Origin of the sequence: Rhodococcus sovatensis (genome assembly GCF_037327425.1) — a bacterium.
GTDB lineage: Bacteria > Actinomycetota > Actinomycetes > Mycobacteriales > Mycobacteriaceae > Rhodococcoides > Rhodococcoides sovatense.
Genome location: NZ_CP147846.1, coordinates 582,361 through 604,656, shown reverse-complemented (window position 1 = coordinate 604,656; position 22,296 = coordinate 582,361). Strand labels below are relative to the sequence as shown.

Genomic DNA, 22,296 nt, shown 5'->3' with positions numbered 1-22,296 from the left:
CGTTCGTCCTCGGAGACTACGGATCCGTGCATACCTGCGCGCCCGCAGCCGCTCGGGCGACGAATACTGTCGGCGCGGGGAACCCGGCGTCAGCAATGTCCTCGGTGACGGACGCGGACATGGCCTCGACGTGAGCCGCCGGTACCAACGAGATCACGCAACCGCCGAAGCCACCGCCGGTCATCCTGGCGCCGAGGGCGCCGTGGGAAAGCAAAGAGTCCACGATGAGGTCGATGTGGGGGGTGGTGATCTCGAAGTCGTCGCGCATCGACACGTGTGACTGTGCCATCAGCGCGCCGAGCCGTCGAAAGTCGCCGTCTGCCATCGCTTGTGCACTGTCGAGGACACGCTGGTTCTCGGTCAGGATGTGTCGGACGCGGCGACGATCGACCTCGTTCTCGATGCGGTCGAGTATGTTCTGTCCCTGGACCCGGCGGAGCGAGTCGACACCCAAGGTTCGGGAAGCCCGGTTGCACGACTCTCGACGGGAGGCGTACTCCCCCGTCGAGTGTTGGTGCGCAGCATTGGAATTGACAACGAGGAGTACCAATCCGTGTGCAGACAGATCGAACTCGACCGGCCGCACCGAAGTGCTGTCGAAATCGATCAGAAGCGCTCGATCCGGCTCGCCGTTCAGTGATGCCAGCTGATCCATCAGACCGGTGGGCGCCCCGACGAAGTCGTTCTCTCCTCGCTGAGCGATGCGGGCGACGGTCGACCGGTCCATGGTGGTAGCGGTGGCAGCATTCATCGCCAGCAGCACCGCACATTCGAGGGCGGCCGACGAGGACAGGCCTGCGCCGATGGGTACGTCGCTGCTGACCTCCATCGTCCCACCGACCACGTCGTGTCCGGCCGCCGACAACGCCCAGATCACCCCGGCCGGGTACGCGGCCCAGCCTTCCACATCTCCAGGCCGAGCGGACAAGGCGAACGAAGATCCGTCGCCTTCCTCCTTGCTACGCAGGAAAATTCGATCCGTTCCGTCCGGTTCGAAGCGAACCGTTGTTCGTTCCGCCAGCGCGATCGGCATAGCAAAGCCGAGGTTGTAATCGGTGTGTTCGCCGATCAGGTTGATTCGACCCGGCGCCTGTGCGACAACGGTGTTCACAATGCCTTCAATCGGTCGGCCATCTGTTCCGGCGTCACGTCGGTGACGAATGCGTCCATTGCCGACTCGGACCCAGCCAAGTACTTGAGCTTAGTGGTGCGAGCCGTTAATTCGTCGGGGGTAGTTGCCAGGCGGTCGGGACGGCGAGGTAGAGCCCGCATGCGGTGTCGAGTGCATCTTCGGGGCTGCCGGTGAAGTCGCCGGTAGGCAGCATCGAATCTTCGTACTTGCCGTTGGACGCGAGGTGGATCGCGAAGCCCCATCTGCTGGCTGAGCCGTTGTATCGCAGCCGCATCAGGCCCAGTACCGACTCGTCAGGTAGGACACCGTCGACATAGGCGAACGCTCCACGAAACCGGACATCGACCCGCGCGAGTTGCGGCCACCTCGTACGGGCGTGGCCGCTGAGCTTGAGGCGCAACGAGCTTTTCGTCGATTCCGGTGGTGTCGGCACACATCCGATCGTGCCCGACCCTTGTGGACCACCCAACATTTCGCGGATCGTCGGCGTGCCGCGGCCCGAAACAGGTGTGACTCGAGTGTCCTCTCGAGGCATGAGTGACAAAGCCGCTCGACCCTCGGCCCGCCCCATCATCCTGTCCACCGCCGACCGTCAGGTTCTCGAACGCCGGGTGCGGTCTGGGTCGACACCGCAGAAGATGGTGCTGCGGTCTCTGATCGTGCTCCTCGCCGCCGACGAACACACCAACTCTGCCATCGCCAGCGAACTCGACATCCATATCGACACGGTCCGCAAGTGGCGCACCCGGTTCCACCGCCACGGCATCGACGCCCTCGCCGACGCGCCACGGTCGGGCCGGCCACCGATCTACAACGCCACCGACATCGCCGCCGTGAAAGCGTGGGCGTGCCAGATCCCGGCCCATCACGACATCCCGATCGCCCGGTGGTCCACCCCCGAACTCGCCGCCCAGCTTGCTCGCGACGGCATGACCGTCTCGGTCTCGACGGTGCGCCGATGGCTCGCCGAGGATGCGCTCAAACCGTGGCAGTACCGTTCCTGGATCGCTGTCCGCGACCCGAACTTCGAGGTGAAAGCATCTGTCGTTCTCGACTTGTACGCGCGCCGCTACGCCGGACAAGCATTGGGCAGCAACGACTTCGTGATCTCGGCCGATGAAAAGCCGTCGATCCAAGCCCGCGACCGATGCCACCCCACCACCGCCGCCGCCCCAGGCCGCCCGATGCGGGTCAGTCACGATTACCACCGTCGTGGCGCGCTCACCTACCTCGCCGCCTACGACGTCCACGCTGCGCAGGTCTTCGGACGCTGCGAGGCCAGTACCGGCATCACCGAGTTCACCGCACTCGTCGATCAGGTCATGACGCGCGAACCGTACGCCTCCGCCGACCGGGTTTTCTGGGTCGTCGACAACGGATCCTCGCACCGCGGACAAGCATCGATCGACCGCCTCACCGACCGGTACCCGAACGCGGTCATGGTGCACACCCCAGTACATGCATCGTGGCTCAACCAAGTCGAGATCTACTTCTCCATTGTCCAACGGAAAGTACTCACACCCAACGACTTCCCCGATCTCGCTGCCGTCGAGAACAGGTTGCACGCATTCGCCGAACGGTACAACCGCACCGCGGAACCGTTCGCATGGAGATACACCCGCCGCGAACTGAACCGACAACTCGAACAAATCGACGAATCAGCCGCTGCGGCGTGACCCCCGACGAACTAACGGCTCAGACCACTTAGTGGTGCGAGCCGTTAATTCGTCGGGGGTAGTTGCCAGGCGGTCGGGTCGGCGAGGTAGAGCCCGCATGCGGTGTCGAGTGCATCTTCGGGGCTGCCGGTGAAGTCGCCGGTAGGCAGCATCGAATCTTCGTACTTGCCGTTGGACGCGAGGTGGATCGCGAAGCCCCATCTGCTGGCTGAGCCGTTGTATCGCAGCCGCATCAGGCCCAGTACCGACTCGTCAGGTAGGACACCGTCGACATAGGCGAACGCTCCACGAAACCGGACATCGACCCGCGCGAGTTGCGGCCACCTCGTACGGGCGTGGCCGCTGAGCTTGAGGCGCAACGAGCTTTTCGTCGATTCCGGTGGTGTCGGCACACATCCGATCGTGCCCGACCCTTGTGGACCACCCAACATTTCGCGGATCGTCGGCGTGCCGCGGCCCGAAACAGGTGTGACTCGAGTGTCCTCTCGAGGCATGAGTGACAAAGCCGCTCGACCCTCGGCCCGCCCCATCATCCTGTCCACCGCCGACCGTCAGGTTCTCGAACGCCGGGTGCGGTCTGGGTCGACACCGCAGAAGATGGTGCTGCGGTCTCTGATCGTGCTCCTCGCCGCCGACGAACACACCAACTCTGCCATCGCCAGCGAACTCGACATCCATATCGACACGGTCCGCAAGTGGCGCACCCGGTTCCACCGCCACGGCATCGACGCCCTCGCCGACGCGCCACGGTCGGGCCGGCCACCGATCTACAACGCCACCGACATCGCCGCCGTGAAAGCGTGGGCGTGCCAGATCCCGGCCCATCACGACATCCCGATCGCCCGGTGGTCCACCCCCGAACTCGCCGCCCAGCTTGCTCGCGACGGCATGACCGTCTCGGTCTCGACGGTGCGCCGATGGCTCGCCGAGGATGCGCTCAAACCGTGGCAGTACCGTTCCTGGATCGCTGTCCGCGACCCGAACTTCGAGGTGAAAGCATCTGTCGTTCTCGACTTGTACGCGCGCCGCTACGCCGGACAAGCATTGGGCAGCAACGACTTCGTGATCTCGGCCGATGAAAAGCCGTCGATCCAAGCCCGCGACCGATGCCACCCCACCACCGCCGCCGCCCCAGGCCGCCCGATGCGGGTCAGTCACGATTACCACCGTCGTGGCGCGCTCACCTACCTCGCCGCCTACGACGTCCACGCTGCGCAGGTCTTCGGACGCTGCGAGGCCAGTACCGGCATCACCGAGTTCACCGCACTCGTCGATCAGGTCATGACGCGCGAACCGTACGCCTCCGCCGACCGGGTTTTCTGGGTCGTCGACAACGGATCCTCGCACCGCGGACAAGCATCGATCGACCGCCTCACCGACCGGTACCCGAACGCGGTCATGGTGCACACCCCAGTACATGCATCGTGGCTCAACCAAGTCGAGATCTACTTCTCCATTGTCCAACGGAAAGTACTCACACCCAACGACTTCCCCGATCTCGCTGCCGTCGAGAACAGGTTGCACGCATTCGCCGAACGGTACAACCGCACCGCGGAACCGTTCGCATGGAGATACACCCGCCGCGAACTGAACCGACAACTCGAACAAATCGACGAATCAGCCGCTGCGGCGTGACCCCCGACGAACTAACGGCTCAGACCACTTAGTCTCCGACCGTCGTACGGACATGAGTTCGATGTGGAAGTACCCGTCCGCCTGCACGCCTTCGGATCTGAATTGATGGAGCGCCGAGATGTAAGGCAACGGGGCAGCATACATTCGATCGAATCGGCCGAGCACGTCGAGATACACAGCCGTCAGAGCATCCAGCTCGACGTCGGTGAGTTCGGTCAGGTTGTGCACGTGCCGATTCGGATAGATGTGAACCTCGACAGGCCAGCGCGCCGCGAACGGCACGAACGCTGTGAAGTACTCGTCGGCGATCAGAATGCGTCGACCATCGTCGACCTCAGTCGCGAGAATATCCGCGAAGAGGTTCGAGGAGTGAGATTCGGCGAACTCGCGAGCCTGGCGGAGCATGGACGTGGTGCGCGGCGTCAGATACGGGTAGCCGTAGATCTGACCGTGTGGGTGCGACAACGTCACCCCGATCTCTTCGCCGCGGTTCTCGAAACAGAAGACCTGTTCCACCCCGTCCATCGCCATCAGCGCCTCCGTGCGCGCCCGCCATGCGTCGACCACCAACCGTGCGTGAGCCTGCGTCAGATCCGCGAACGACGCGGTGTGGTCACTCGAGAAGCAGATGACCTCGCACCTACCGATTCCCGGCGCTTGCCGCGCGTCCGCGTGCAGGGAGGACGCGCCGTCACCGGCGTGCGACAAACTGGGAAAACGGTTTTCGAACACGACGACGTCGTAGTCGGCCGCGGGAACTTCGCTGCGATCTCCTGCTGGTGACGGGCACAACGGACACTGATCGGCGGGGGGTTTGTAGGTGCGGTCCTGCCGCAGAGCCGCGATCGCAACCCAATCGCCGGTCTGGCGGTCGCGCCGGACCACCGATTGCGTACTCGACGATCGTGCCGCGAGCGGCCGCACATCGGAGACAGGGTGAGCGATATTGCCAGGCAACGAATAGAAGAGAATCTCGCGCCCGTCGGCCAGGGCACTGCGAACAGGCGGTGGGGTCGTGGTCATTGCTTCTCCGTCTCGGCTACGAGAATGTGCTGTACGTGCGGTGCGAGCGCCGATCGATCGGATGCGCCGAGGCCGTCGTCGACCACGAGTGTGTCGATGTCGACCATTCGCCCGAACACGTTGGTGCCCACTTCGCGGAACTTGGTGCTGTCCGCGAGGACGAACAGTCGACGACTCGTTGCGATGAGCGCTCTATTCGTCTCCGCCTCAGCGATGTTCGGGGATGTCAGACCGGATTCGATGTCGAAGCCATGAACTCCGAGAAAGACCGCGTCGACACGAAAGGAATTGAGCGCGGCGTTGGCGATCGGACCGACGAGCGCATCGGACGGCGTTCGCGAACCGCCGGTCAGGTACACCACCGGGTTCGGTTCGTCGGGGTGGCCCGTCAATTCCTGGAAGATCGAAATGGAATTGGTGACGACGGTGAGCGACGACCGGCCGTGGAGCAGTCGCGCGAGTTCCAGAGTGGTCGTCCCGGCGCTGATCGCAACGGTCATCCCGTCCTCGACACTGCCCAATGCAGCGTGACCGATAGCCACCTTCTCGGCATGCTGCCGACCGGCCTTCGCCGTCGACGGTAGTTCGACGCCTCGGTTGCTGCGCGCGATGGCACCGCCATGAACCTTGCGCAGAACTTCGCGGTCGTCGAGGACGTCCAAATCTCGCCGGATTGTCATTTCGGAGACGCCGAGCAACTCGGCGAGGTCGACGACTTTCACTGCACCGTCAGTGCGGAGTGCGGCGGTGATCCGTGCATGTCGCTCGGCTGCCAGCATGGGCACCTACCTCTGATTCGGGGCACGACGGCCTTGATCGATCGAACATTACCAAACAGATCTGAGCGATTTCGGGGGATCGGATGTACGCAATTGTTTGAACCTGTTACTTTGTGTTCACATCGCTCACATCAGTGAGACAGCTCACTCACTCAGGGAGGTTGACGCGTGACGTCGACTCTTGCGGCAGAAGGCGCGCTTTCGTTCAACACGAACGCGCTGGACTACGTACTCATTGCCGTATATTTCGTGTTCGTTCTCGGGATCGGATACGTGGCCCGTCGACAGTTGTCGACGAGCCTCGACTTCTTCCTCTCCGGCCGTCGGTTGCCCGCGTGGGTCACCGGCATCGCGTTCGTCTCCGCCAATCTCGGCGCCGTCGAGATCATGGGCATGTCGGCCAACGGCGCCCAGCTCGGCCTCGCGACGATGCACTACTACTGGATCGGCGCCATCCCGGCGATGCTGTTCCTCGGCGTCGTGATGATGCCGTTCTACTACGGCTCGAAGGTTCGAAGCGTTCCCGAGTTCATGCGCAAACGATTCGACGCGAAAGCGCATCTCGTCAACGCCGTCAGCTTCGCGGTCGCCCAGATCCTCATCGCAGGCGTCAACCTGTTCCTACTGGCGACAGTGGTGAAAGTACTTCTGGGCTGGTCGCTTTGGGTGTCGTTGATCGTCGCGGCTGCAATCGTCCTGACGTACACCGTCCTCGGCGGACTCTCGGCAGCGATCTACAACGAAGTACTGCAGTTCTTCGTCATCCTCGCCGCCCTGGTCCCGCTGACCGTCATCGGACTGATCAAGATAGGCGGCTGGTCCGGACTCAAGGAGAAGGTCGTCCCCACCGTCACCGACGGGACCGTGACCGCATCGACAAGCGAACAGCTTGCGTCCTGGCCAGGCCAGGCACTGAGCGGTTTCGACTCCCCCATCCTGTCGGTTGTCGGAATCGTGTTCGGCCTCGGCTTCGTACTCTCGTTCGGCTACTGGACGACGAACTTCGTCGAGGTCCAGCGCGCAATGGCCTCTAGTTCGATGTCGGCAGCCCGGCGCGCGCCGATCATCGGCGCGATCCCGAAGATGTTGGTGCCCTTCGTCGTCGTGGTTCCCGGCATGATCGCTGCTGCAGCCATCGGCGACATGATCAACCTCAAGGAAAACGGTACCGGCGACATCACGTACAACGACGCGATGCTGTTGATGATGCGCGACATTCTGCCCAACGGATTGCTGGGTGTGGCGATCGCAGGATTGATGGCCGCGTTCATGGCCGGCATGGCGGCGAACATTTCCGCGTTCAACACCGTGTTCAGCTACGACCTTTGGCAGCAGTACATCGTCAAGGACCGCGAGGACGGGTACTACATCACCGTCGGACGCGTGGCGACGGTCGTCGCAACGATCATGGCCATCTTCACAGCGCTCATCGCCTCGGGCTACTCCAACTTGATGGACTACCTGCAGACGTTGTTCGGTTTCTTCAACGCTCCGCTGTTCGCGACGTTCATTCTCGGTATGTTCTGGAAGCGTATGACGCCCGCGGCGGGTTGGATCGGCCTCGTGTCCGGAACCTCGGCAGCAGTATTCGTGTTCGTGTTGTCGGAAATCGGAGTGATCAACCTTCCCGGACAGGGCATGCCGTTCGTCGCAGCCTCAGCGGCCTTCGTCGTGGACATCGCCGTGAGCGTCGGCGTCAGCATGGTGACGCAGCCGAAACCGGTGAAGGAACTCGTCGGCTTCGTCTACTCGGAGACGCCTCGGGAGATGTTCACCGACCCCGAGGACGCCACCAACCCGTGGTATCGACGCCCGGTTCCGTTGGCGGGCTTCGCATTGGGCCTCGTCGTCATTCTCAACATAATCTTCCACTGATAGGGATCCGGACATGACAACTCCTGAGAAGAACACACCAGGGCTCGTCGCCCGACTCTTCGATATCCGATCGGTCATCGGAATATTGCTCGGCATCTACGGCATCCTGCTGACGCTGGCGGGTCTGTTTCCCTCGGCCTTCGGAAACGAGACACACTCCTCGCCGTCGAACAACGTCGTCGATATGAGCGTCGGAACCATCGCCAACCTATGGGTCGGACTCGTCATGCTGGCCATCGCACTCATCTTCGGAGGGTGGGCGCTCGCGCGGCCCGCCGTCGTGGGGGAAGCGACGACCGCGTCGGATACGAACGAGGTCTGAGGCGCGGATCAGAAGACGGCACGCCATGCCCCAGCCGTCAGGTCCGAGATTGCTTTGCCGGTGTCCTGGACAGCCTCGACTCCGTCGAACAACGTGTCTCCGACACTCTCGTATCCTTCTTCGAAAACGCCGTCGACCATGCCCGAAGCAGCAATGCCGACCACTGCGCCCAGCCCCGCCCCGACCGCTGTACCGACGGGGCCTCCGATCAACGTGCCCACGGCCGCACCCGTCGCCGCGGACGCACCGATTCCGACGACACCCGATGCGACTGCCTGATCCGCCGGTACACCCGAGTAGATGTCGTATCCCATTTCCAGCGCACCGATCAGTCCGCCGAGTCTCGCTCCGGTCACTTTCACCCGGTCGGGGAGCGCCTCTGCGGTCTTCGCCACGTCGTCCGAACCATGTATCAGTTCGCGGCCCAGATCCCAGTCCTGGTACACCGAACTGGCGGGAGTGCCGGGCCCGGCATTCCTGGCCCGTTCGACAAGTTCCATTCCACGAGCGGCCATGTCATCGGCTCGCGCAGTAAGCGAACTGGCGTACACCTTGGTTGCACCGGCAATCGTCCCACTGACGATCATGCTCGAGCCGACGAAGAACCATCTTGTGAGGAGCCCGTCTGCGACGTCTTTCAGCTCCTGGACGTATCGACGCTCGTGTTCGCGAGCAACGCCGACCGCATCCTCGGCCGCTCGGTAGGCAGGTTGTAGGTCGTCGAGGATCGGCGAGGCGATGGAATCCCTCATCACGAGCAAACCGGCTCCGGCAGCGGCGTCCCTCGCCGCCGACATCGTGGCATGAGCCGCAGCCAGCGCCTCGGCGGCGCCGGACAACAGAGACGCGAACCCGTTGACAGCCTCGACGAAATCATCGACTTGCGTTGCTGCGGAGGATGTTTTCGAGACGAACAGTTCACTGGCGGGCCCGTCCCACCCTGCGTCTGCAGAGTTTCTTCCTGCATACAAGGAGTCCGCGGTGGCCTGCAGACGAGGCGCCACCGCATGCGCTACCCAATTCGCCACGCCGTGAACCGAATCCGGTGTGCCATCGATACGCGTGTCGATGCCCATCAGTCGACCCACTGCTCGAGCACGAGTTGATCTGCAGTCTCGAGATCCGCACGACTGTATGCCGAGTTGATCTCGTGCACAGCACTTCCCGCCGCGGAGAGTCCGTCCACGAGGTGTCCGGCGTTGGCCAACAATCGAGAAATGATGGCCAGCAAGGGACCGGTACCGATGCCGGCGTCGGGCTCGCGCGGAAGCCGATCGCCCACTGTCTCGAGATGGGAGGCTGCTGCGCTCAGGCTGTCCGCGACGTCGCTGAGCGCTTCGTGGTCCACGTGAATGCTCATCGGACAACACCTGTTGGGGAGGAACTGTCTCGCTTCATACTCGGTTGGACGCAGCGAATCGTGGATCGGTTCCCGCCTGGGACGCGTCAGACCAATCCGCACAACTCGTCTGCGCCAGCCCTGAGGAAGCCCACCAGACGATCGTTGTTCGGTGACAGTCGACCGGCAATCCCCTGGACACACAGACCGCCGACGACCTCCGAGCCGGCTCCACGAACGGGGACAGCAAGGGCTGCCCGTCCGACACGCGATTCTTCGTTCTCGAACGACAACTCGGTCGCGAGAACGCGCGCGAGTTCCGCGTGCAATGCCAACCCATCGACGAGCGTATGTGCCGTCATCGAGCGAAGTTCGAGGTCGTCGAGGCATCGGGGCCGATACGCCAACAACAGCTTGCCGACGGCATGAGCGTGCGGATTTCGTGTGATCGTCGACGCGGACACCACTTCGTGGTCCGGATCGATGTCGATAGCGCGTAACGCTCCCCCTCGAAACGACATCAGGTACAGACCGTGCCGTGTCTCGGCACGCATGGCATCGAGAACCTGCGCTACCGTTCGAACGGGTTCGGTATCGGTAGCCGCGTACGCGAGCTCGGACGTTCGACGCCCCAGAGCGAAACCCGATAGATCGGGAGTCCGCGCCAAGAAGCCGTCGGCGACCAGGTAGTTCAGCATGCGATACGCAGTCGCCGGCGGCACCTGCGTGTGCGCAGCAATCTGCTTGGCAGTCACACCCGCACCGAGGTAGGCAACCGCCTCCAGCATCGCCAATGCCTTCTGCACAGCCTTCGGCTGCTGTCCTCCGAACCCCCGCCCAGATCCACCCCGTGTCCCATCCCGCCCAGATCCACCCGACCGCGCATCGGGTCGCTCGGTCTCCACCGCTACCGCCTGCGGGGACTCGGAGTGAGAACGGGCTTTCCATCGTCGTCGATGCTCAGTGACGACGACCCGGGAAGAAGGTCCGCGGTCTCGACGCTGTCGAAAATGCCAATGGCGTCGATACTTCGGGGTCGAAATCTTCGTAGTATCGCGAACCACAGAGTCCCCGAAGCCCCCAGCGCCACGCACCACCCGAGATATATCCAGGTACCCGAACGGCCGGTGTCGACCACCGTCAACGCCAGCAGACCGGCGCCCGCCATCGCCGCAAGTAGGCCACACGACTTGGTGAACAGCGTGTGTTCACCGATGCGATCGAGAAACTTCAACGCCGCAACAGATACCATCGTGTAGCCGAGAATCAACGCGATCTCGACGACGACGTCGTAGTTTCCCGGTGCGTGATCCGGGTCGTGCCACAGGGATCCGATCAGCGACACACCGACGAAAAGGCACACTGCCGCATACGGTGTCCGAAACCGAGGATGCACTCGCTCGAAGACTCCTGGAATCACCCGTTCGAGACTCATCGAGAACAACAGACGTGAACCGGCCTGGGCGAAACCGAGAGTCGAGGCGATCCACGACGAGCACACTCCGATGTTCACTGCCAGCACGAGAACCGTGCTCGCTCCCGACTGAGTCCCGCCGAAGTATGCGTCGATCAGTACTCCCGCGTGACCGCTCATGCCCGCCCATCCAGCGAAGACATAGAGACCGCCGATCAGCAGCGGTGTAACCAGAATGGTGGACGTCACAGTGCGAAGCGGCTTTCGGGCTTCCGGGCCGAAGAACGCAGCACTTTCGAACCCCGCCAGGCTCAACACCGTCTGCATCGCCAGGAACAGTACGAAGCCGACCGGCGCGGACTCGGACGACGCAATCACGTCGGTCGAAACAGGAGACTGCAGCATGAGAATCGAGATGAGAGCCACCGTGCATACCTCGATGACCAGGATCGTGCGCGCGGCGAATCGCACACCGCGAACGGCAACGAGCGCGACCGCCGCGGCGACGACCACGCACCCGACGATCGACGCGCCCGGGAAAAGCGAAACACCTGCCTCTTCGCCGAGCTTCGCCAGGTTGGCACCCGAGTTCGACAGCACGGAGATCGATACGCCGACATAGCCCAACAGCAGCGCGGCGCCCGCAGTGAGGGTCGCCCGTTTGCCCAGTCCGTGGGCGACGAAACTGTACAGAGACCCCGAGGCCGCCAGTCGGCGCGTGAATTGACGTATGCACAGTGCAACGAGAGTCATCACCAGTGTCGCCCCGATGATCGCAGTCATCCCACCCGCGCCCCCGCTCGGCGAGGACATCCACAGTGCGATGAACACCATGCACGTCGCGGGGGCCATCGTCGACATGGACTGGCCGACGAGGTCGAAGGGCGTCAGTTGCTTCCGGCCGAGTGCGCTGACGGGCGAACGCACGAGATCGGTCGGCCTCTCGGTGAGAGCGGCCTGACGGAGAGCTGCGCTGAGGGCGCTGGTGTTCATCTGCATCCTGGTGGCGACGTGGTCCGGTGTTCGATTGAATGTACGACCACCGGGTTGCACCCATGTTTCGTCTGTGACGGCCGTAGCTGTTTCAAGTGAGAATCGGTTTCCAAAATGCGATCCCGGGGCCTTTACGACTGTGCCCTAGGCCACTCGGACGGTCTTCACATGCTCCCTACCAGCGCAGATATCGAGTCGTCCGTTCCATACCGGCCCTCTGAGCACGTAACGCAGCAGAAGCACTCATGACGCATCGCGGTTCCATGCTTGGCCAGACCGCTCGAACACCTCGGGAGGTCCAGGAATGGAAGGTGAGGCAGACGATGCTCTGGGCAGCTCTTTCGAGTCTTGTCGGTGCGGTGCTGTTGGTGGCCGGAGTGCCGAAGGTACGCGACCGCGAACGCATGATCCGCGTCGTACGCGGATACAAGATGCTTCCCGACGGTGCGGCCGTGGTCGTCGGATCAGTCCTTCCGTGGATCGAGATCGTTCTCGGGATCGCCCTCATCACCGGAACAGCTCCGAGCATCTCGGGATCGCTCGCTGCAGCGTTGTTCGGCGTCTTCTTTCTCGGCCTGTCCGTCAACCTGATTCGTGGGCGTCGAAAACTCGACTGCGGGTGCTTCGCCTTCGGTGGGGGCGCCGACGAGATCGAGCACATCGGGTGGTGGCACTCCGCCCGCGCGTCGGCATTCGCACTGGCGAGCGCCGCGACGATGCTCTCGCCGGACATGACAGCCCTCGACCGCGTGGCGGGCGCCGGGATCGGCATGTTCGCGGTAACCGTGGTGTGCGTCGGACTCTACGTTCGTTCGTTCATGTCCTTCGGCCGACGCCCGATCGACGACTACCTGACCAACGCCGCCATCGAGATGCGTGCTGTCTCGTCCATCAGCCGCTACTGACACCGATATCTCCCGAAAGGTTCACTCGTCATGACCGTCTTTCTCACGACCATGGTCGTTCTCCTGGCAGCAGCCGTCGTCGGACTTCTTCTGATGATCCTGGGACTTGCACGCGAAATCGGGCGTGTACAAGTACGTCTCGGGCCCCTCGGCGCACGCATGATGGACACCGGACCGAAGATCGAACAGGTCGGACCGACGTTCCATGGCCTCACCGACCACCTCGGACGTACCGTCAGCGTCGCAGGCCATCGCGAACGCCCGCAGCTTCTACTGTTCACTGCCCCAGGGTGTTCGACGTGCAAGTCCTTGCTACCCGGCATGAAGTCGATGGCCAAGGGCGAGAGCGATGTCGACATCGTCATGATCTCCGACGGCACTCCGGAAGAACACACCGAATTCCTTGCAGGCGCGGGCATCGGCGGTGAAATGAGCTACGTGGACGGACGTGACGTCGGAATCGCCTACCAGGTCGGCACGACTCCGTTCGGAGTGATGCTCGACGAGCACGGGAAGATCAAGGCCAAGGGGTTGTGCAACCACATGGCACAGGTCGAAAGCCTTCTCAACGCGTTGGAATCAGGCACTCCCTCGCTCCAGCATCTCCACACCCAGGCGACCAAGAATCGCGTCGTCGCATAGTTTTTCGACCCCCCTTTTCAAGAACGGAGAGCACATGGACCATCACGACCACGACCACGCCGGTTCCACCGAACAGCGCTACCCAGTCGACGAGAACACTGTCGCCGAACAGGCAGAATGGATGGCCGGCCGAGGAGGGAGCTTCGCAAGCCGATCGGGACGCAAACTGTCCGAGCGTGTTTCGCGCCGGTCGATGATCTCGCGAATCGGACGCTGGACCCTCGGCGCATCGGGAGTGGCGATTGTCAGTTCACTACCCGTATCGCGCGCCTACGCGCAGGAAACCCCGTCTTCCCCGACACCCGAACCTCAGGTTCCCGAGTACGACGGCAGCAACCCCGCCGAGTGCGACTACTGGCGTTGGTGCTCGATGGACGGCACCTCCTGCGCTGCATGCGAAGGCGGCGGCCTCACCACGTGCGCACCGGGTTCCAAGCCCGGCGCCGAGTTCTGGGTCGGTTGTTGCACCAATCCTGCCGATGGCAAGACCTACCTCATCGCCTACTACGACTGCTGCGGTGCACCCAGCTGCTCCAACGCCTTCTGCGGCGAGCCTGACATGCAAGCGTCGATGTACAACCCGGTGAGCGGAAGCTACGACCAGGAGATCATCTGGTGCGTCTCGGACGAGTCCCAGGCATATACGTGCACCATGGCGCCGATCGTCGGCGCGGACTGCCAGGCTCGACCTGCGGCACGCCCGAAGGTAGGTGCCGGCTCGTGACACGACACCGTCGCAGGGCAGCGATCGCCGTCGCCCCACTGGCCGCGCTTCTGGCCGTCACCTCGTGCAGCTCGTCGAGTGACGACGCCGAGGATTCTGCGTCGTCCACCGAAGTAACGTATCCGAGCGTCGAATTCACGGCTCCTGGTGAAGGAATCGGCCTCGGCGAAGAGGATCAGGAGATCACCGGCGAGATTCCCGAGCCGCTGCACGTCGGCGAGATCACCCCGATCGGTGCCGACCAGATCCTCGGGATCGAAGGTGGTTTCGGCAAACTCGAAATGACCGTCAACGCGCTCGATCCCGCAACCGGCGAAGTCACGACACGCATCACCGTCGGGCCCGGAATCTGGGATCCCGTCGTCCACGGTTTCGTCGGCGAAACCGCAAGCGATCCTGCGATCGTCGCCGCCGAGGTGTGGCGCCCACGAGGCTCACGTGGGGCAGCGGACTTCGTTGTCAGCACATACTCGGGCAACTTGCTCGAACCCAAGGAAGCCGTGCTGCCCGACGTCGCACGAGTGCACTCTCGTGAAGGCTCGAACGCCGTGACATCCGACGGCAAGTACTTCGTCAGCTGGGACGACGGACTCTACGGAATTCGTGTCGTCGACCTCGAGGCAGGCAAGGAATCCGGCGCGATACGAATAGTCGGATGTGGACCGTTCACCTGGTTGGTGGGCTATGATCTGTACAGCGTCTGCGAGGACACCCGAGAACTGCTGCACGTCACCATCGGTGAGGATGGAGTTCCAACCGAGGTCGGACGCGAGAAGGTACTGCCGGAAGATTTCGTCAGCGCCCGCAAGACCACGTTCGCCGAGGAGGCCAAGAAGGCTCTTCTCGTCAGTGAAAACGGCGACGTGTTCGTGTTCGACTTCTCGGTCGGTCTCCCCACCGAGACGGTGGCACCGATCGGCAATGCAGGGGACCCGTCGGGCCGCTTCTCGGAGAATGTCATCAACGCCGACGCGACCCGACTCGCAGTCACCTACACGGACACCATCGTCCACCCCGACTCCGCGCGCGGCGGCTCGGTGGCCAAGATCGTCGTGTTCGACGCCGCGAATCTCGCACCGATTCGTACCTTGACGCTCGCGGATATCGGCATCGAGAGCTTCTCGTCGATGGCATACAGCGTCGACGGCACGACGTTCTACGTACTCGGCGACGGAGCCGAGGTGGACGGTGAATCACCGCAGAAGCTGGTCGGATTCGACGCCGCGACCGGTGCTCAGGTGAGCTCGGTGGACATCGCCGGTGCGGTCAATCCGATCACCGGTCTGATCACGCCCGAGGTGATGGAGTGACTCGACCGGACCCCCGGTTGATGCTCGGCCGACGCCGTTTCCTGTCTCTTGCGACAGCAGGCGTCGGCCTGGCAGGAATCGGCGCCCTCGGTGTGACCGGATGCAGTACCTCCACAGGTGCTGCATCCGGTTCCGCCGGCAAGCTCGACTACGTCAAGGCCACCGATCCCGAGGTAGCCGCAGCCGAAGCTGCGCGCGCTTCGTCCGGCCGAACGGCCGATTATGCGCTCGCGGCGGGATTCGCTGCTGTCGACCTGGGTGGTCGACTCGTGAACACCTGGACCTACGGGACCGGGGCCGTGGCGCCGGAACTGAGGCTCTCGGCCGGAGACACGTTGCGCGCGTCGGTGACCAACGCACTGGCGAGTGACACCAGCATCCACTGGCACGGCATTCGCATCCGCAACGACATGGACGGCGTACCTCCGGTGACCCAGGAGGCAATCGCTCCGGGTGCCGCGTTCGAGTACTCGTTCGTCGCGTCGGACCCTGGAACCTACTGGTATCACTCGCATTCCGGGCTTCAAGCCGATCGCGGCCTGTTCGGGGCCCTGATCGTCGAGGATCCGAGCGACTCGACCGACGCCGACGCCGACGCGGTCATCGTGCTCGACGATTGGGTCGACGGTCTGGGAACAACCCCCGACGCCGTGATGGCGGCACTCAATCCCGACCTACACGGCGGAGGACATGCAGGACACGGCGGCGCTGGAGCACCGGTGCCAGTGGGGGCCGACGAAGCGACCGTGGCTGCGTCTCTGACGTCGGCCGGGCACGGTGACTCGGACGTTCTCGGCGGAATGACGCAGCACATTGCGTATCCGCTGCATCTGATCAACGGTCGGCCACCGAACGACCCGGCTGTCGTGGAGGCCGCCCCCGGCTCTCGTCTGCGCCTTCGAATCGTCAATGCCGGAGCGGAGACTCCGTACCGATTCGCAATCGCCGGCCACCGACTGACCATCGTCGCAGTCGACGGTTACGACGTCGAACCCGTCGACACCGATGCCGTTCTCATCGGGATGGCCCAGCGCTATGACGTTCTCGTGACGGTGGTGTCGGGAGCGTGGCCGATGGTCGCTGCGGTGGAAGGTCGCCCCGGGTACGCCTCGACCGTCCTGCGAAGCACGGACGCCGCTCCCCTGCGCGATCCCGACGTCGGTGGTTCGATCCCCGAACTCGATCGCGAGCTGGTTCTCGAGAGCTCTCTGCGGCCTGCCGAGAAGACGAAGCTCGATACCAGGACACCCGACCGCGATTACTCGGTCGACCTCCTTCAGGCCGGCGACCGATACGTGTGGGCGATGGCCGGTGCAGACGCAGGCAAGCTCGTCGTGAAGCAGGGTGAACGCGTCCGGATCACGATGAACAACACGTCCACGATGTGGCATCCGATGCACACTCACGGCCACACGTTCGCGGTACCCGAGTACGGCGGACTGCGTCGCGACACCGTCAACGTCCTACCCGGGACGTCGTTGGCGATCGAATTCGACGCGGACAATCCCGGTGAGTGGATGTTCCACTGCCACAACGCCTATCACTTCGAAGCCGGAATGACGGCCAACTTGATGTACGTCCGATGAGAGGTAACCCATGAGAAAGATCCTGATTCTGGCACTCGCACTGGCGTCGCTGTTCGGTTTCGCCGCGTGCAGCAGCGACTCCGGCAGCGACATGCCTACTGTCACCGTCCGCGTCGAGAACATGAGCTACAGCCCGGCGTCGGTGACCATCCAGAAGGGCCAGACCGTCGAGTGGATCTTCGACGACAACGGTCTTCCGCACGACGTCGTCGAATCCAGCGACGAAACGTTCAAGAGTGAGCTGCTGACCGAGGGCAGCTACTCCTACACCTTCGAGGAGGCAGGCACATTCGACTATCACTGCACTCCGCACCCGATGATGCTCGGCACGGTCGTCGTCGAGGAGTGAGAACTGCCCTTCTGGCGTCGGTGCTACTGCTTGCAACCGGGTGCGCGTCCGAACCCGATGTCGACGCGACAGTGCACATCAGCAACGTCCGTTTCGATCCTCAGGAGGTCAGTATTCCTCTCGGGGGCACCGTCGAATGGCAGTTCGACGACGAAGGTCTCCTCCACGAGGTGCACGCGGACGGCGTGTTCGACAGTGGTGTCAACGGAGACAGCACGTTTCGATTCACGTTCGACACGCCTGGTGACGTGGAGTACCACTGCTCGATTCACCCGTACATGTCCGGAACGATCCACGTCTCCTGACGTGGACGCCACACCGAGGAGGTATTAGATGACTACAATGATCGATCACACTGCGCTCCAACAGGATATGCCACAGATCCGGCCGACACTTCGGAGTTCGATCGGGCTCGGGACGCGGTCGAGCCTGATCGCCGGTGCCGCTGGGATCGGGGCGATCGCAGCACTGGCCTTCGCACCGACCGCCGCATCCGGGCTCACGGGAGCCGTCGTCGCCGCGGGAACCGTCACCGCGCTGGCGGCCAACTGGTCGACGTGCGGGATGTCCGTGGCGGGCGTCGTCGTGGCACCCAAGCAACCGGATCGCGCGGGATCGTCGACGCCGCTCCGTCGACTCGGGTGGCACGCACTCGGCTCCCTCGCCACTGGGTCGGTGACAGGTGCTGCACTCGGCGCGCTCGGTGGCGTCGTACTCGGCGCAGTCCCCGTTGCGGTACTGCTCGGTGTGTGGGCGGTACTCGCGTTGGCCTACGGCCTGCACGAGCTCGGGCTGGTGACCATGCCGACGCCGATGCGGCGTCAGCAGTTGCCTCGCCACCTACGACGGAGCATGGAGCCGTGGAAGGTCTCGGCGCTGTTCGGTGCCATCATCGGACCTGGCTTCCTCATCTACATCCGCTCGAGCGCGTATTACCTGATGGCGCTCGGTGTGGCCGCCGCGGGCTCGCCCGCATTGGGTGCTGCTCTGTTCGTCACCGTATCGCTCGGACGCTGCATGCCCAGCGTCCTCGCCATCGTCCACACCCGCCGCGGCGGGTCGATGCCGGGATTCCTGTCGCTGATGTGCGTCGTCGACCGTCGTGTCCAGGCGCTGACAGGAGCGGTATTGATCGGGCTCGCAGTGTTCGCGGGTATCGCCGCGTTCTGAAGGTGACCCCATACCGGTGCACCAGTAGAACCAGACCCCCGGAAAACTCGTTGTTTGAAAGCTCGCCGAATCGTCAATCCACGGCGTGAGGGTGGCAGCCCCACTCTTACCGCCAACACGTCGACCGAAAGGCATTCGATGAGCATCAACGACGACGACATCACCACGAGTGGATCCAGCGGCGAAGGCCCAGCTGACGGCGGCTCGAACCCCAACGGCCACGACGGCGGAGCCGACGGCCCTGCCGGACCCGGCGAAGGCCCAGCCGACGGCGGCTCGAACCCCAACGGCCACGACGGCGGTGCGGACGGCACGGCTTGAGCGCCTATCGCCCTGACCAGCGCGGACCGGGAAACCGGTCCGCGCTCGGTCGTCTGATCTCCGTCGACGAGCGTGCCTTCGTCGACGACTACTGGGGCCGAAAGCCGCTACTGTCTCGGGCGCGCGACCTTCCTGGCTCGTTCGAGGACCTGATGTCCTCCGCCTCGGTCGACGAACTGGTTTCGCACCGCGGAGTCCGAACACCGTTCGCTCGGATGGCGAAAGACGGTTCCCTACTCGACAAGTCGGAGTTCACGTCCTCGGGCGGTTTCGGCGCCGAGATGGCCGACCAGTTGGACTCGGCAGCCGTGCTGTCGGCATTTGCCGGTGGCCACACACTCGTCCTTCAGGGTCTGCACCGCCTGTGGCCCCCGCTGATCGACTTCGTTCGTGACCTCGTCGATGACATCGGCCATCCTGCACAGGTCAACGCCTACATCACGCCTGCCTCCTCCACCGGTTTTGCGCCGCACTACGACGTTCACGACGTGTTCGTGCTGCAGATCGGCGGAGCGAAGCGATGGGTCCTGCACCCACCGGTGCATACTCACCCGCTGTCGAACCAGCCCTGGTCGGACCGGCGGGACGCAGTCGAGAACCGTGCGCGCGAGTTGCCTCTAGTCGACACTGTGCTGGAGCCCGGCGACGCGCTGTATCTCCCCCGTGGTTGGATACATTCAGCAGAGGCCCTGGGCGAGACAACAATTCACCTCACCATCGGAGTCGCGTCGTTCAATCACTACGACGTCGCCAACCAGTTGTTCGGCGTGCTGCAAGACGACCCACAGCTTCGGGAACCGTTGCCCGCAGGGCTCGATCTGACCGATTCCGACGCGGTACTGCCGTACGTGGATCACGTACTCGACGACATCGCGGCCACTCTCGACGACATCCGAGCATCCCCGGAGGCCCGCCGCCAGATCGCCCGCCGACTGGGCCGTCGACTCGCTGACATCACCCGTCCGGAACCGGTGAGTCCGCTGCGCACGATCTCGTTCATGACCTCCCTCGATTCGCACAGCACTGTCGTCTGGAGACAAGGGTTGATTGCGCGGATCAGCAGCGATGAGTCCCGGGTCCACCTCGACTTCCGAAGCAAGACCGTGTCTCTCCCGATCGAGGCCCTTGATGCGGTCACGCAATTGCATTCTGGAAAGCCCTGCAGAACAGGCGATCTGGTTGGCCTGGACCAGAACAGTGCCGTCGTCCTCGTTCGCCGACTCCTTCGAGAAGGTGTCCTGGTTCCTTCACCGACCGGTGCGGCTTCGTCGACGGTGAGCGAATAAGCCACGTTCGGCAGCAGTTGTTCGCACACGGTGGCAATCCGGCGTGGGGCCGTAGCCGACGCTCTACGATGATCGTCGTACCCGTCGACGAGGAGATGACCATGCCCACCCGACTCAATCCATACCTCAACTTTCGCGGCAACGCTCGGGAAGCGATGGAGTTCTACCAGACCGTCTTCGGCGGTGAACTCCTCCTCAACACGTTCGCCGAATTCGGTGCGAGCGAGGATCCGGCCGAGAAGGACCAGATCATGCACGGCCAGCTCGAGTCCCCAACCGGCTTGACACTTATGGGCGCAGACACTCCGGCCAGTATGAACCTGAACGTGGGCGACAACATTTCGGTCTCGCTGAGCGGCGAGGACGAAGCCGAACTCACCGAATACTGGAACAAGCTCGCCGACGGCGCACAGAACACCATGGGCCTGAACACAGCGCCGTGGGGTGACACGTTCGGAATGCTGACCGACAAGTTCGGAATCAACTGGCTGGTGAACATTTCCAGCGCAAGCGCATGACGTACGCCTGCATGAGGTGACACCCCAGAGCGGGGATCTCACGCGTGATGTCGGGGGCCACGCACCTACTGACGAGGTGGGCGTGGCGCTCGATTCCGCGCAGGTATCGTTAGCTGCGTGAACGAACTCGACGGTCGGCGCGTATCCATCGCGGCAGCTGCGGGGCTCGCCGCGGCCATGGGCGTCGGTCGCTTCGTCTTCACCCCGATTCTGCCCATCATGGTCGAGTCAGCGGGTGTGACGCCGAGCAGCGGTGCGGTCATCGCAACCGCGAACTACGCCGGTTACCTCCTGGGAGCGGTGGCCCTCTCGATCCGCCCCGGACTCAACAGCACATCCATGTTCAGGTCGTGGGCTGCGATTCTCGTCGCCAGCGAGGTCGCAATGGCGTTTGTGGACAATACTTTTGCATTCTCGCTGCTGCGATTGATTGCCGGATTGGCAAGTGCCGTCGTGTTCCTCGCCTGCGCGAGTACGGTTGCCAAGCAGGTTGGCTCGTCCCCCGGCATCACGTTCGGCGGGGTCGGCGCAGGGATCGCCGCCTCGGGAGTTCTCACACTCGCTGCGGCACCGCACCTTTCATGGCAGGCGTTGTGGATTGCGTCCGCACTACTGACGGCAGTGCTGATCGCACCGGCCTTGACTCTGCGCATACACGCAGAATCTCACTTTTCCGATCAGGACGCCGGACCGTCCACTCGGCAGCGACTGATCTGGCGCGTCTTGCTGACCGCGTATTTCCTCGAGGGTCTCGGCTACATCATCGTCGGCACCTTCCTGGTGGCCGCAGTCGGTGGGCATGGCAATTCGTCGGTCGGGCCGGCAGTGTGGATCGTCGTCGGACTGTCGGCAGTTCCCGCGACTGTGCTGTGGCAGGCCATCGCTCGTCGAATCATGATGCGACGAGCACTCGTTGCAGCCTTCGCGCTGCAGACCATCTCTGCGCTGTTGCCTGCGCTCTCCGATAGTTCCGGGGTCGCCGTGGTTTCGGCCGTACTCTTCGGCGGCACATTCATGGGCATCACCATGCTCACGCTGACCACCGCCGCCGCACTGCCGCTCGGACGAACGGCAGCAACTTTGACTGCGGTCTACGGCGTCGGGCAGGTTCTGGGACCACTTGTGGTGGCGCCTGCACTCGGCGACTCCTACACGGTCGCCTTCGTCGTCGCGACGGTCGTCCTGACGCTGGGAACCGTCGGAGCCTTTGCCGCCGCGCGTCTGCACGCGCCGAGGTAGCAGCCCAGGATTCTCATTCGTTGATCTGCATCACAGTAAAGATTTGCTATGCCTCGGG

The 22,296-nt window shown here is 63.4% G+C and carries 24 protein-coding genes and 1 pseudogene; 16 read left to right on the top strand and 9 right to left on the bottom strand.

The window, feature by feature from the left end; translation table 11 throughout:
- Positions 1–16: 16 nt before the first annotated feature.
- Both WDS16_RS02885 and WDS16_RS02880 read right to left on the bottom strand, forming a co-directional pair.
- Positions 17–1,114 carry a galactokinase gene (locus WDS16_RS02885; RefSeq protein WP_422395805.1) on the bottom strand — a complete coding sequence of 366 codons (1,098 nt, stop codon included), beginning with the start codon at positions 1,112–1,114 and terminating at the stop codon, positions 17–19.
- Positions 1,115–1,217: 103 nt separating this feature from the next.
- On the bottom strand, positions 1,218–1,565 hold the full coding sequence (locus tag WDS16_RS02880) for a hypothetical protein (RefSeq protein ID WP_338890237.1): 348 nt from the start codon (positions 1,563–1,565) through the stop codon (positions 1,218–1,220).
- A gap of 100 nt (positions 1,566–1,665) precedes the next feature.
- On the opposite strand from WDS16_RS02880, the gene WDS16_RS02875 reads away from it, so the two are divergent.
- Positions 1,666–2,808: an IS630 family transposase gene (locus WDS16_RS02875; protein WP_338890234.1), complete on the top strand. Its 1,143-nt coding sequence runs from the start codon at positions 1,666–1,668 to the stop codon at positions 2,806–2,808.
- Between the two features lie 44 nt (positions 2,809–2,852).
- Here the strand turns inward: WDS16_RS02875 and WDS16_RS02870 are convergent, their stop codons facing one another.
- Positions 2,853–3,200: a hypothetical protein gene (locus tag WDS16_RS02870; protein ID WP_338890235.1), complete on the bottom strand. Its 348-nt coding sequence runs from the start codon at positions 3,198–3,200 to the stop codon at positions 2,853–2,855.
- A gap of 100 nt (positions 3,201–3,300) precedes the next feature.
- On the opposite strand from WDS16_RS02870, the gene WDS16_RS02865 reads away from it, so the two are divergent.
- Complete coding sequence (locus tag WDS16_RS02865) at positions 3,301–4,443, top strand: IS630 family transposase (protein ID WP_338890234.1); 1,143 nt, start codon at positions 3,301–3,303, stop codon at positions 4,441–4,443.
- Here the strand turns inward: WDS16_RS02865 and galT are convergent.
- Both galT and WDS16_RS02855 read right to left on the bottom strand, forming a co-directional pair.
- Positions 4,426–5,466, bottom strand: a complete 1,041-nt coding sequence (galT, locus tag WDS16_RS02860; protein ID WP_338890331.1) for a galactose-1-phosphate uridylyltransferase — start codon at positions 5,464–5,466, stop codon at positions 4,426–4,428. The two genes, WDS16_RS02865 and galT, sit on opposite strands and share 18 nt — an antisense overlap.
- Entirely contained in the window at positions 5,463–6,245 is a 783-nt protein-coding gene (locus WDS16_RS02855) for a DeoR/GlpR family DNA-binding transcription regulator (protein ID WP_338890330.1), read from the bottom strand. The genes galT and WDS16_RS02855 overlap by 4 nt, the downstream gene beginning before the upstream one ends.
- Before the next feature lie 168 nt (positions 6,246–6,413).
- On the opposite strand from WDS16_RS02855, the gene WDS16_RS02850 reads away from it, so the two are divergent.
- Positions 6,414–8,120 carry a sodium:solute symporter family protein gene (locus WDS16_RS02850; RefSeq protein WP_338890329.1) on the top strand — a complete coding sequence of 569 codons (1,707 nt, stop codon included), beginning with the start codon at positions 6,414–6,416 and terminating at the stop codon, positions 8,118–8,120.
- 13 nt (positions 8,121–8,133) lie between these two features.
- Positions 8,134–8,442, top strand: a complete 309-nt coding sequence (locus WDS16_RS02845; RefSeq protein WP_338890327.1) for a hypothetical protein — start codon at positions 8,134–8,136, stop codon at positions 8,440–8,442.
- Between the two features lie 8 nt (positions 8,443–8,450).
- On the opposite strand, the gene WDS16_RS02840 is transcribed toward WDS16_RS02845, so the two are convergent.
- From WDS16_RS02840 to WDS16_RS02825, 4 genes are all read right to left on the bottom strand, one after another.
- Positions 8,451–9,518: a hypothetical protein gene (locus WDS16_RS02840; RefSeq protein WP_338890325.1), complete on the bottom strand. Its 1,068-nt coding sequence runs from the start codon at positions 9,516–9,518 to the stop codon at positions 8,451–8,453.
- Positions 9,518–9,802 carry a hypothetical protein gene (locus WDS16_RS02835; protein ID WP_338890324.1) on the bottom strand — a complete coding sequence of 95 codons (285 nt, stop codon included), beginning with the start codon at positions 9,800–9,802 and terminating at the stop codon, positions 9,518–9,520. The genes WDS16_RS02840 and WDS16_RS02835 overlap by 1 nt, the downstream gene beginning before the upstream one ends.
- Positions 9,803–9,888: 86 nt before the next feature.
- Complete coding sequence (locus WDS16_RS02830) at positions 9,889–10,587, bottom strand: IclR family transcriptional regulator (RefSeq protein ID WP_338890323.1); 699 nt, start codon at positions 10,585–10,587, stop codon at positions 9,889–9,891.
- 101 nt (positions 10,588–10,688) lie between these two features.
- Positions 10,689–12,188 carry an APC family permease gene (locus WDS16_RS02825; RefSeq protein WP_338890321.1) on the bottom strand — a complete coding sequence of 500 codons (1,500 nt, stop codon included), beginning with the start codon at positions 12,186–12,188 and terminating at the stop codon, positions 10,689–10,691.
- A 323-nt stretch (positions 12,189–12,511) separates the two neighbouring features.
- Between WDS16_RS02825 and WDS16_RS02820 the strand changes: the two genes are divergently transcribed.
- From WDS16_RS02820 to WDS16_RS02765, 12 genes and pseudogenes are all read left to right on the top strand, one after another.
- Positions 12,512–13,093 (top strand): MauE/DoxX family redox-associated membrane protein, encoded by a 582-nt coding sequence (locus WDS16_RS02820; RefSeq protein ID WP_338890319.1) that lies wholly within the window; start codon positions 12,512–12,514, stop codon positions 13,091–13,093.
- Positions 13,094–13,123: 30 nt separating this feature from the next.
- Positions 13,124–13,735, top strand: coding sequence for a redoxin domain-containing protein (locus tag WDS16_RS02815; protein ID WP_338890317.1), 612 nt, complete (start codon positions 13,124–13,126; stop codon positions 13,733–13,735).
- Positions 13,736–13,769: 34 nt separating this feature from the next.
- Positions 13,770–14,459 carry a methylamine dehydrogenase light chain gene (locus WDS16_RS02810; RefSeq protein WP_338890315.1) on the top strand — a complete coding sequence of 230 codons (690 nt, stop codon included), beginning with the start codon at positions 13,770–13,772 and terminating at the stop codon, positions 14,457–14,459.
- Complete coding sequence (locus WDS16_RS02805; RefSeq protein WP_338890314.1) at positions 14,456–15,769, top strand: hypothetical protein; 1,314 nt, start codon at positions 14,456–14,458, stop codon at positions 15,767–15,769. Before WDS16_RS02810 ends, WDS16_RS02805 begins: the two co-directional genes overlap by 4 nt.
- A gap of 20 nt (positions 15,770–15,789) precedes the next feature.
- On the top strand, positions 15,790–17,355 hold the full coding sequence (locus tag WDS16_RS02800; protein WP_338893233.1) for a multicopper oxidase family protein: 1,566 nt from the start codon (positions 15,790–15,792) through the stop codon (positions 17,353–17,355).
- A 10-nt stretch (positions 17,356–17,365) separates the two neighbouring features.
- Positions 17,366–17,704, top strand: a complete 339-nt coding sequence (locus WDS16_RS02795; RefSeq protein ID WP_338890313.1) for a plastocyanin/azurin family copper-binding protein — start codon at positions 17,366–17,368, stop codon at positions 17,702–17,704.
- Entirely contained in the window at positions 17,701–18,009 is a 309-nt protein-coding gene (locus WDS16_RS02790) for a biphenyl 2,3-dioxygenase (protein ID WP_338890311.1), read from the top strand. The genes WDS16_RS02795 and WDS16_RS02790 overlap by 4 nt, the downstream gene beginning before the upstream one ends.
- A 28-nt stretch (positions 18,010–18,037) precedes the next feature.
- A complete protein-coding gene (locus WDS16_RS02785; protein WP_338890310.1) occupies positions 18,038–18,874 on the top strand; it encodes a methylamine utilization protein in 837 nt (278 codons plus the stop codon).
- Positions 18,875–19,012: 138 nt separating this feature from the next.
- Positions 19,013–19,192 (top strand): annotated as a pseudogene (locus tag WDS16_RS02780) (BatC protein); the annotation flags it as partial.
- Complete coding sequence (locus WDS16_RS02775; protein WP_422395749.1) at positions 19,192–20,481, top strand: cupin domain-containing protein; 1,290 nt, start codon at positions 19,192–19,194, stop codon at positions 20,479–20,481. The pseudogene WDS16_RS02780 and the gene WDS16_RS02775, both read left to right, overlap by 1 nt.
- 101 nt (positions 20,482–20,582) lie before the next feature.
- Positions 20,583–20,999 (top strand): VOC family protein, encoded by a 417-nt coding sequence (locus WDS16_RS02770; RefSeq protein ID WP_338893231.1) that lies wholly within the window; start codon positions 20,583–20,585, stop codon positions 20,997–20,999.
- Positions 21,000–21,176: 177 nt separating this feature from the next.
- On the top strand, positions 21,177–22,238 hold the full coding sequence (locus tag WDS16_RS02765) for a YbfB/YjiJ family MFS transporter (protein ID WP_422395804.1): 1,062 nt from the start codon (positions 21,177–21,179) through the stop codon (positions 22,236–22,238).
- The last annotated feature ends 58 nt before the right edge of the window (positions 22,239–22,296 follow it).

Coding starts and splice junctions, on each gene's coding strand:
- WDS16_RS02865 (WP_338890234.1), top strand. CDS start 3,301: ATGAGTGACAAAGCCGCTCGACCCTCGGCCCGCCCCATCATCCTGTCC.
- WDS16_RS02820 (WP_338890319.1), top strand. CDS start 12,512: ATGCTCTGGGCAGCTCTTTCGAGTCTTGTCGGTGCGGTGCTGTTGGTG.
- galT (WP_338890331.1), bottom strand. CDS start 5,466: ATGACCACGACCCCACCGCCTGTTCGCAGTGCCCTGGCCGACGGGCGC.
- WDS16_RS02825 (WP_338890321.1), bottom strand. CDS start 12,188: ATGAACACCAGCGCCCTCAGCGCAGCTCTCCGTCAGGCCGCTCTCACC.
- WDS16_RS02800 (WP_338893233.1), top strand. CDS start 15,790: ATGCTCGGCCGACGCCGTTTCCTGTCTCTTGCGACAGCAGGCGTCGGC.
- WDS16_RS02770 (WP_338893231.1), top strand. CDS start 20,583: ATGCCCACCCGACTCAATCCATACCTCAACTTTCGCGGCAACGCTCGG.
- WDS16_RS02815 (WP_338890317.1), top strand. CDS start 13,124: ATGACCGTCTTTCTCACGACCATGGTCGTTCTCCTGGCAGCAGCCGTC.
- WDS16_RS02785 (WP_338890310.1), top strand. CDS start 18,038: ATGACTACAATGATCGATCACACTGCGCTCCAACAGGATATGCCACAG.
- WDS16_RS02855 (WP_338890330.1), bottom strand. CDS start 6,245: ATGCTGGCAGCCGAGCGACATGCACGGATCACCGCCGCACTCCGCACT.
- WDS16_RS02810 (WP_338890315.1), top strand. CDS start 13,770: ATGGACCATCACGACCACGACCACGCCGGTTCCACCGAACAGCGCTAC.
- WDS16_RS02875 (WP_338890234.1), top strand. CDS start 1,666: ATGAGTGACAAAGCCGCTCGACCCTCGGCCCGCCCCATCATCCTGTCC.
- WDS16_RS02840 (WP_338890325.1), bottom strand. CDS start 9,518: ATGGGCATCGACACGCGTATCGATGGCACACCGGATTCGGTTCACGGC.
- WDS16_RS02765 (WP_422395804.1), top strand. CDS start 21,177: ATGGGCGTCGGTCGCTTCGTCTTCACCCCGATTCTGCCCATCATGGTC.
- WDS16_RS02845 (WP_338890327.1), top strand. CDS start 8,134: ATGACAACTCCTGAGAAGAACACACCAGGGCTCGTCGCCCGACTCTTC.
- WDS16_RS02795 (WP_338890313.1), top strand. CDS start 17,366: ATGAGAAAGATCCTGATTCTGGCACTCGCACTGGCGTCGCTGTTCGGT.
- WDS16_RS02835 (WP_338890324.1), bottom strand. CDS start 9,802: ATGAGCATTCACGTGGACCACGAAGCGCTCAGCGACGTCGCGGACAGC.